Genomic DNA, 8988 nt, shown 5'->3' on the forward strand with positions numbered 1-8988 from the left:
CTTTAGAAGCTTTTCGTAGTGCCATGTCTTGCCGTTTTGTCCGTTGGCTCCAGGAAAATCCGGACGTATTTGTCAATTATAAAGCTAGTTTGGGCTATATTTGGGCTTGAATTTTGCTAAAGTCCCAGTAGGAGCTTCTCGTAGTAGAGAAGGGTATGACTAGGGGGATTCGCGGGATAACACCCAAAAATCCTAACTATCTACCGGATGGTGGTGAAAACCCACCCCTTGAAGAGACAAGTGACTCCTTACCTGGCCACACCGAGCGGGCGGCATCTCCGCAGAGTGACGCTGGCATCAGGGCGCAACCAGTTGACCACAAGCAGGTAGCAACACTGGCGCTAACAGGGAGACGACACGGGTAAAAGTAGTCCTATAAAAGTGTCTAATTGATAAGCCACAACCTGAACAAACCATGTGCGACTTCATCCTCTATTCTCACGACGTTTTTAAGATGACAGTCGTAATCTCCGAGAAGAGGATAGGCAAATTGGACTGCCCTAAATCGTCAGAACAATCCTTAGGATGGAACGAGTAAAAACGACAGCAAAATCATGGGTCTGAAGGCCGGTCGAACCTTCGGTAAGTTATGCCAAACCTAATCCCCACTGTCGGGTAAGATGTGCTCAAAACTGGGCACGGGTTCTCAGAATATGTTCAACGAACGTAGAGTATGGTTAGACGCATGTCAAACAAACATAGCGAACTATGGAAAAGTCAGAAGTGGAAAAAACTCCGCCAAAACTTATTCCGCCTACAACGGAGAATATATAAAGCGGTTCAAGCTGGCGACTGGAGGAAAGCTCGGTCTCTACAAAAACTGGTAATGAAATCCCGTTCAGCTCAACTTTTGGCAGTCCGTCAAGTGACTCAATTAAATCAAGGAAAACGCACTGCCGGTATTGATGGAAAGGAAAGCCTGAATTACCGAGAGCGAATTGAATTGGTAAAACAGTTGAACCACTATGGCCACACCTGGTTTCATAGCGGACTAAGAGTTGTACCAATCCCTAAAAAGAATGGGAAAATCCGAATTCTGAAAATACCGACCATCGCCGATAGAGCCTGGCAATGTTTAGTAAAATACGCTCTTGAACCTGCGCACGAAACTAACTTTCACGCCCGGAGTTACGGGTTTAGGACTGGACGAAGTGCCCATGATGCACAAAAGTATGTGTTTGAACATTTAAACTCAACTAAAAAAGGCATCACAAAAAGGGTCATTGAACTAGACATCAAGAAGTGTTTCGACCGCATCTCCCACAAGTCCATCATGGATAGGTTGTTAGCCCCAGCGCAAATAAAGATAGGGGTCTTTAGATGCTTAAAAGCTGGCATCTGCCCGGAATTCCCTGAACAAGGGACTCCCCAAGGAGGAGTAGTCAGCCCACTAAAGCGCCAACATCGCACTTGATGGAATAGAGAAGATACATCCATCAGTCCGATACGCGGACGACATGATTATCTTCTTAAAACCAAAAGATAAAGCAGAAAAAGTCCTCCAAAAGGTGGAAAGATTCTTAGAAGAACGAGGTCTCGAAATCAGTCAAGAAAAGACCAAGATAACCAAGGCGACAGACGGATTTGACTTCCTTGGCTGGGAAATGCGAGTCAAGAAAAACGGAAAATTCCATTGCAAGCCCTCAGTGGATAACCATAGGAAAATACGTGAGAAGATTAAAACCGTAGTCAACAGCTCGAATTATGGTGCTTTAGTCAAGGCCAAAAAGCTGGCTACCATTGTAAGAGGATGGCGAAAATACCACAAATGGTGTGACATGAGCGATTCTCGGGATAGCCTATGGTTCATGAACGAAGCAGCACACAGAAAATTCCGAAAGGAAAAGAAAGTGAGTCGCTATCAAGCAACTGAACTATGCAAAAAGGCATTCCCAAAAGTGAAGACAAAGCTTTTCGGACACAAGATGGTCAAAGGTACCAAGTCCCCATATGACGGAGACTTAGTCTACTGGAGTCAACGTAACAGCGGACTCTACGACAATCATACATCCAAGGCACTGACTGAGCAAAACCATTCTTGTGGATACTGTGGAATGAAATTCATTGATGAGGAAAGAGTCGAACTCCACCACATTGATGGAAATCACGACAATTGGAAAAAGAACAACCTAATGGCTGTTCACCGAAGTTGTCACCAACAAATCCACTGGAGCAAGTCTATTGACAAGCCGAAAGGTTGAGGGAATCTAGGAGCCGTGTGAGGCGAAAGTTTCACGCACGGCTTTGGAGCGGAGGTGCCCTGGGTAATACCAGGCATCGACCGTAATAAGAGAGCTTTGAGTACGGTGGGGTTTGAAGTTACCGTAAGTAGAGGGTCGCCTTTACAGGGGACTGGCTATGAGAAAAAGGGTCAAAACTTATTAACTAAGGCGACCCTCTACTAAGGTTTCGTTTCCGGCACACCGGAACTTGGATTGACCGTAGGTCACACTACGCGAACGTCGATCCGAACGCTCGGGGAGAGGCGGCCTCTACTCTTCTTGGCTCTGGCCTGGAAGAGCCACGCTGCCTCGTTGAACCAAGAATCCCCGCGCCTTTAGGCCGGGGAGTGTCAAATCGCCTGTATGTATAATAGTATTGGTAAGTAAACTGCCCTAGTGAGTAAAAGCCAAGACTTACCTGGTAGCAGAGCTTAGAAAATCTGTCAAAACCCCTGACCCTCTTGGTAAAAAATCCAATCAACATGGTACACAGTAAAGTATAAATCAGCTCCTTCGGGGCGAGGGAAGTAGCCTTGGTAGTAGACAAACCTACTACCGGAGTAAGTCCTTTTAACTCAGGATTGTCTGCCTGACGCACTCAGAACTATTTTCAAGTGAGATGACTGGAATCTACACTGCCGATGAATTACAACAGCTGATGACCCAGGAGTCAGAGCGATGGCGACCTCTGGTATTTACTAATGGCTGTTTTGATATACTACACATTGGTCATGTGCGTTACTTAAAGATTGCCAAATCCTTGGGTTCAGCTCTAGTGGTCGGGCTAAATAGTGATCAATCAGTAAATCGCATTAAACCATCACAGCCAGGATATCCTTCCCGACCACTGGTTCCTGAAATACAGAGGGCAGAAATTCTGGCAACTCTCAAACCCGTAGATGGGGTAGTGATTTTTGCTGAAACCACAGCTAATCGTTTAATTGAAGCACTGCAACCAGAGGTGTACGTTAAAGGGGGTGACTACACTTTATCCACTTTACCAGAAGCCCAAATTGTTCAATCCTACGGGGGGCGGATTGAGTTAGTCCAGGTTGAATTTCCTACCTCCACTACTCAAATCATTAACCGCATTCTTCAGGCTCGATAAGCACGTGAGAATAGAGAATGGTTAAAATTTGGTAAATTGTTGTGGGTGTAAATTGATTCTTTGTCAATTTTGGAAAAAACTTTTCATACCCTCGGGTGTTGTCTCTTCCTAGCTGGTGTCTCCCTATATACAGTATAGGCACGCTACATTAGGCATGATAGCAGGCTTACATTAGGTACTAAGCACCCTTACACACTTAACTATTAACCATTAACCATTAACCATTAACCATTAAACCAACACCTAACCCCCAACCCCTAACAATTAACCTGCAAGTTAATTGTTCAAGCAGCGATTAGAGTGAAGCACCGAAGCGAGACAATTGACGGACTACGATCGCACGAATTTTGGCACAAGTTGTTCATCGTAAAAGGTTTAAGGTTAGACAATTATAAGCTTGAAGGTTGTATACAAGCGGTTCCTTGCCGTAGTCTAGGTTAAAAGCATGAACTTGCTTGACTCTCGACTTTAAAACCTATCACATTCAATCTTCTTGAGTGCAACCTCAAACCCTACCCTTCATGAGCGATCAAACGGCCCGGTTACCAGCAGAAGTCTCTAACACAGTTGCCGAACTCCAGCGCCAGCTAAAGTCTAGTTCTGAAAAAAAACAACAGGCTTTGATTCAGGAACTTGCCAACACTGGCACTGCCGGGTTAGACGTGTTAATGGAATTTTTACAGGAGCAACATGCCAACCCGACTATCCTCAGTGCTGGTTTTGCCTATCAAGCCCTCCATCAAGCCAATATGCCCAAAACCAATGAATTTTTGCAAACCTATTTTCCTACTGGGGTTGTACCCCTACGTTCTGAAGCAGGCATTGATTACACACCCGTGCAACAGCTGTTAGTTAAACAAGATTTTCTCGCAGCTGACCGTCTTACTCTCGAAAAACTCTGTGAGTTAGCAGGAGCTGCTGCTCTACAGAGAAGATGGCTGTATTTTTCCGAAGTAGACAATTTCCCGATTACAGATTTGCAAACTATTGATATCTTGTGGGTTATTCACTCTCAAGGCAAATTTGGATTTTCTGTACAGCGGGAGCTTTGGTTGTCTTTGGGCAAGAACTGGGAAAAACTTTGGCCAAAAATTGGTTGGAAAACTGGCAATCGCTGGACCCGATATCCCCATGAGTTTATCTGGGATCTCAGTGCACCAAAAGGTCATTTGCCTCTTTCCAATCAGCTCAGAGGTGTTCGGGTATTTTCCTCTTTGCTTTCTCATCCAGCTTGGTCTACTCGGATATGACTGCCATAAGCGGTCAGGAAGGAAAAAAACACAAAAATGCTTCTGATACCAAAAAAAATGGCATGATTTAAGCATTTATTTTCCTGAGAATTTGTTGACTTCACTACTCTATCTGGGAACCTTAAGTGTTGTGGGTAGTACTACAGTAGCCAGTAGACTGTGGTGCTACCAAAGGTAACCATGGGAAATGGGTTGGTTATGGCAAAAGAAAATCAACTTTTTTGTACTCTGGATGGTTTGACTCCTAAAGAACGGGAAAAAAAACGACTGAAAACTCTTCGGGATTTAGGTCTACTCGAAGCAGAAACAGTACCAGTTTTCGACGAGGCAACTCAAACTACTGCCAGATTTTTAGATGTGCCTATCTGCATTTTGGGCTTTATGGTACAAACGCAACAGCACATCAAATCAGCTGTGGGATTATCTAGAATCGGTCTAATGAATCGAGTGGCACAGTCCCGTCAGTTGCCCCGTAGTGAATGCTTTTGTAGCTATGTAGTAGATAGTCATCAAATGTTGGCGATTAATGATACAGTCGCCAACCCTGTCTTTGCTAGTAGTGTACTGGTTCACCACTACGGTATCCGTTCTTACTTAGGTGCACCACTGTTAACTGCTGACGGAGAGTGTTTAGGTACCCTAGCAGTTATGGATTTAGTACCTCGCAATTTTACCACCAAAGATTATGAGTTTTTGGCAATTACCGCTCGTTGGAGTCTCAGTGAATTTGAGCGGAATCATTTTTTGAAAAAAGAGCGTGACCGGTTTGTTAACTGGCTACCTAACTCTTCCACAGAGGCTCAGCACTCTCAGGAAGTGGAGTCTGATCGGGAAATTTATAGCCCTCGGAATATCTGTCTAGATGGAATAGCTGGTTTTAACTCAGTTCACACCATTAAGTACAAATTACTAACTCAGCTGACACAGGAATTGCGCACACCTCTAACATCAATTATGGGAATGGCTAGTGTATTAAGTCGCCAAGTTTATGGGTCTTTGACTGATAAACAAAAAGAATATCTAGAAATTGTTTATTGCAGTGGTCGTCAGCTGGTCTTGATGGTTGATGAAATTCTTTGCTTGGGGATTTTTGAGGAAAACAGCGAACAACTAAATTTAACTGCTGTAGATATTGAAATGCTCTGTCAACAAGCAATTAACAATTTAGCACAGATAGCCCAGCAACATCGACAAAAGTTGCATTTATCTGTAGAGCCAGGGAATCGCATCTGGTTTCTGGATAAAGAAAAGGTCAGACAAATGCTATATTACCTCATATTCAGTGTGATTTACTCGGCTGAAGCAGGGGGTGAAATACGCATCCATGTCTCTCGAAAAACTGATTTGGACAGGGCTAATGTCGTGTCTTTGAAAATCGCGGTTTGGGTTTCTCACCCCTGGCTCGGAGATGGTCTACCTCAGATGTACGGGCAAATTTCTGAGTTACCGTTACAATCTCCCTCAGCAGCAGCAGCAGTTGCTAATGCTTTAGAAACCCCATTCATCAATGAACGACTCGGAATAAGTGAACTACCTTCGAGTTCTAACTTCCTCTGTGACAATCAGTTTTTATCCAGTTCTTTTGACCCAGAAAGCACTAGTTGGAGTTCTGAATCGGAAAAAATACCTCAGAATAGTGAATCTCGTGAAAGTTTAGGGCTATTACTAAGCTGCCATTTAGCTAAACGCCATAGAGGAAAAATTTCTGTTCAAGGTTTGCCAGAGTTAGGGTACCGCTACGTGATTACTTTACCTAAATTAGAGTCTTCTGATCAAAACTGTTAAACCACTGTTCCAATTCATTGACTGATATGTTAAACTAATATGGGCAACGGTACTGTAAAGGTGATACAGCCAGCAAACATAGACCGTGACCGTATTTATCAAAAACAACTCATAAATAGAAGACTAACGGCTGATAAGGGTTGCTCAGTTAAGAAATTGTTGAATTTTGCGCGCGTCTTTCTGAAGTGGTCGATAGCAAAAGTCCTAAAGACCCCCTGAGAAGGCCAGATTTTCGGGAAGCGTCGAAACGTTTTTTAGTATTTGGTGAATGAATCCTGATCTAAAATCAAAGATTATAGATGGGGTGGTTTCAAATAAAACATAGACAATGAATTCAGCTTGGCAACGGTTTACTCTCTCAAATTTGCAGCTGTATCGGTGGCGAGGAACTAGCTATTTGTATCGCCTCGTGGGACTCCTAGATTCTTGGCGTCAGAGTAGCTTGCTCCTACAGTGGTCTGACCCAATAGGAGCGATGATAGTTGCTCTGGTGTTCGGTTTAGCTCCTTTTGTCTCCAATGCTCTAGTAGGCATCTTGTTAATTGCAAGTGCAGGGTTCTGGGTATTGCTAACCTTATCCGATGATATAGGAAAGCCGAAGGTAAGCCCCATTCATCTGTTAGTTTTTTTGTACTGGAGTGTTGCCACTATAGCCACCGCACTCTCTCCGGTGAAAGGGGCTGCCTCTAGTGGTTTGGTGAAATTAACCCTTTATTTGTTGTTTTTTGCCCTGATCGCAAGGGTATTGCGTTCCGGTCCGCTTCGTAGCTGGATTATTACCCTGTTTCTCCATATCTCACTAATTGTCAGTATTTACGGCTTGCGGCAGTGGTTTTTTGGGGCTGAAGCATTAGCTACCTGGGTAGACCCGACTTCAGCAGCAGCAAAACTGACACGGGTCTATAGTTATCTGGGCAACCCGAATTTACTAGCTGGTTATCTGATCCCAGCAGTATCATTGAGTTTGGCAGCAGTATTTGTCTGGCAGGGTTTGCTCCCCAAAGCCTTAGCACTGACGATGGTGGTCGTGAATTCAGTTTGTCTAGTGCTAACCTTTAGTCGGGGTGGATGGATTGGTTTTGTTGTTTGTATTTTCGTCTTCTTGATCCTGCTGGTGTATTGGTACAGTGTGCAGTTACCCCCTAAATTACGCCCTTGGGCAATGCCAGCCTTATTAAGCAGTTGTGCTGGGGTGATGCTTCTCGCAGTCATGTTTGTTCCAGCTATACGCGATCGCATTGCTAGTATTTTTGTTGGTCGCGAAGATAGTAGTAACAACTTCCGCATGAATGTTTGGTCTGCTGTGGTGGACATGATTCGTGATCGCCCCATGATTGGCATTGGTCCAGGTAACAACGCCTTCAACAAAATCTATCCCCTTTTCCAACGCCCGAAATATACCGCCCTCAGTGCCTATTCCATTTTCCTAGAAACTGCCGTAGAAATGGGTTTGATCGGGATGTTATGTTTCCTTTGGTTGCTGATAATCACCTTCAACCAAGGTATGCAACAACTGAGTCGTCTGAGAAATTTAGGTAATCGTCAGGGATTTTGGCTGATGGGAGCCATTGCCACCATGTCAGGAATGCTCGCCCATGGTCTGGTAGATACCGTTTGGTACCGTCCTCAAGTACAGACCCTATGGTGGCTAGTCGTTGCCATTATTGCCAGTTTCTATGTCAATCCGAATTCTGAGTCCTCAAAAGTTTAGAATTTGCAGGTTGCTTTGAAGGTTGCAGGTTACAAGTTACCAAGGTTGAAGGTTGCTAGTTTTTTGATGTTGACCAAACAACCTTGGCCAAAAGGCCACGGGTGGGCGTTCAACCTTGGCCAAAAGGCCACGCATTCGCGAACAACCTACCAAGCAACTAACCAACCTTGGCCAAAAGGCCACGGGTGGGCGTTCAACCTTCAATAACGTTTGATAGCCCGTGCCATATCTCGCTGATCCTGACGCCTCTTGATCGTCTCGCGCTTATCATGGAGCTTTTTCCCTCTGCCCAAACCAATGCTGACTTTAACTAAGCCGCGCTTCAAATAAATCTTTAAGGGGACAAGGGTTAAGCCTTGCTGTTCTAATTTACCGGTGAGCTTATTGATTTCCTTACGGTGCAGCAGTAGTTTTCGGCTGCGACGGGGGTCATGATTAAAATATTCGTTGATATTTTGGTACGGAGAGATATGGACATTGAGCAACCACGCTTCCCCACCACGAATCAACCCATAGCCATCCCGCAAGTTGACCTTGCCAACTCGGATAGACTTCACCTCCGTTCCCTTTAACTCAATCCCCGCCTCGTAAGTCTCTAAAATTTGGTAGAGAAAACGAGCTTGTCGATTATCACTAATAACTTTATAACTTTCACCTTTATCACTCATAGTCTTGCCACTCCCACAAGCTTGCAGTTATTTAACTGTAGCGCCTGAGGTTAGAACTGGCGACAACGCGAAACTATTAACTTTTTTGACATCCTCCCACCGCGCTCATCTTAGATGATAGCGGGGGATTCCTAAGACTCACGACTTAGGTTTCTGCTTCAATGCACCAGCCTTCCGAGATTTACTCTCTTCCGGTCTTACGGTCGCTCCACAGACTGAAACGGCAAGCCCTGCCGCCAAAATA

At 44.5% G+C, this 8988-nt stretch carries 9 protein-coding genes; 8 read left to right on the forward strand and 1 reads right to left on the reverse strand.

The genetic code is table 11. The features are described from left to right. Positions 1 to 155 precede the first annotated feature (155 nt). From F6K46_RS36290 to F6K46_RS36320, 8 genes are all read left to right on the forward strand, one after another. Complete coding sequence (locus F6K46_RS36290) at positions 156 to 365, forward strand: hypothetical protein (RefSeq protein WP_293067377.1); 210 nt, start codon at positions 156 to 158, stop codon at positions 363 to 365. A gap of 308 nt (positions 366 to 673) precedes the next feature. Continuing rightward, positions 674 to 1414, forward strand: a complete 741-nt coding sequence (locus F6K46_RS40450) for a reverse transcriptase N-terminal domain-containing protein (protein ID WP_366510866.1) — start codon at positions 674 to 676, stop codon at positions 1412 to 1414. Positions 1415 to 1457: 43 nt separating this feature from the next. Further along, positions 1458 to 2201 (forward strand): reverse transcriptase domain-containing protein, encoded by a 744-nt coding sequence (locus F6K46_RS40455; protein ID WP_366510865.1) that lies wholly within the window; start codon positions 1458 to 1460, stop codon positions 2199 to 2201. 640 nt (positions 2202 to 2841) lie between these two features. After that, entirely contained in the window at positions 2842 to 3330 is a 489-nt protein-coding gene (locus tag F6K46_RS36300) for an adenylyltransferase/cytidyltransferase family protein (RefSeq protein ID WP_070395231.1), read from the forward strand. 521 nt (positions 3331 to 3851) lie between these two features. Next, complete coding sequence (locus F6K46_RS36305) at positions 3852 to 4580, forward strand: GUN4 domain-containing protein (RefSeq protein ID WP_070396930.1); 729 nt, start codon at positions 3852 to 3854, stop codon at positions 4578 to 4580. 198 nt (positions 4581 to 4778) lie between these two features. Further along, positions 4779 to 6365, forward strand: a complete 1587-nt coding sequence (locus F6K46_RS36310) for a GAF domain-containing sensor histidine kinase (protein ID WP_229415464.1) — start codon at positions 4779 to 4781, stop codon at positions 6363 to 6365. 328 nt (positions 6366 to 6693) lie between these two features. Continuing rightward, complete coding sequence (locus F6K46_RS36315; RefSeq protein WP_075903638.1) at positions 6694 to 8076, forward strand: IctB family putative bicarbonate transporter; 1383 nt, start codon at positions 6694 to 6696, stop codon at positions 8074 to 8076. A gap of 3 nt (positions 8077 to 8079) precedes the next feature. Beyond that, positions 8080 to 8283, forward strand: a complete 204-nt coding sequence (locus F6K46_RS36320) for a hypothetical protein (RefSeq protein ID WP_075903640.1) — start codon at positions 8080 to 8082, stop codon at positions 8281 to 8283. Here the strand turns inward: F6K46_RS36320 and smpB are convergent. Then, the gene (smpB, locus tag F6K46_RS36325; RefSeq protein WP_075903642.1) at positions 8277 to 8744 is read right to left on the reverse strand and encodes an SsrA-binding protein SmpB; all 468 of its coding nucleotides are present in this window, start codon (positions 8742 to 8744) and stop codon (positions 8277 to 8279) included. The genes F6K46_RS36320 and smpB overlap by 7 nt on opposite strands. Positions 8745 to 8988: the final 244 nt, after the last annotated feature.

The organism is Moorena sp. SIO3E8, assembly GCF_010692445.1.
Lineage (GTDB): Bacteria > Cyanobacteriota > Cyanobacteriia > Cyanobacteriales > Coleofasciculaceae > Moorena > Moorena bouillonii.

Bases quoted from the DNA above. Each gene is read 5' to 3' on its own strand.
- F6K46_RS36290 (WP_293067377.1), top strand. From the start codon at position 156: ATGACTAGGGGGATTCGCGGGATAACACCCAAAAATCCTAACTATCTA.
- F6K46_RS40450 (WP_366510866.1), top strand. From the start codon at position 674: ATGGTTAGACGCATGTCAAACAAACATAGCGAACTATGGAAAAGTCAG.
- F6K46_RS40455 (WP_366510865.1), top strand. From the start codon at position 1,458: ATGATTATCTTCTTAAAACCAAAAGATAAAGCAGAAAAAGTCCTCCAA.
- F6K46_RS36300 (WP_070395231.1), top strand. From the start codon at position 2,842: ATGACTGGAATCTACACTGCCGATGAATTACAACAGCTGATGACCCAG.
- F6K46_RS36305 (WP_070396930.1), top strand. From the start codon at position 3,852: ATGAGCGATCAAACGGCCCGGTTACCAGCAGAAGTCTCTAACACAGTT.
- F6K46_RS36310 (WP_229415464.1), top strand. From the start codon at position 4,779: ATGGCAAAAGAAAATCAACTTTTTTGTACTCTGGATGGTTTGACTCCT.
- F6K46_RS36315 (WP_075903638.1), top strand. From the start codon at position 6,694: ATGAATTCAGCTTGGCAACGGTTTACTCTCTCAAATTTGCAGCTGTAT.
- smpB (WP_075903642.1), bottom strand. From the start codon at position 8,744: ATGAGTGATAAAGGTGAAAGTTATAAAGTTATTAGTGATAATCGACAA.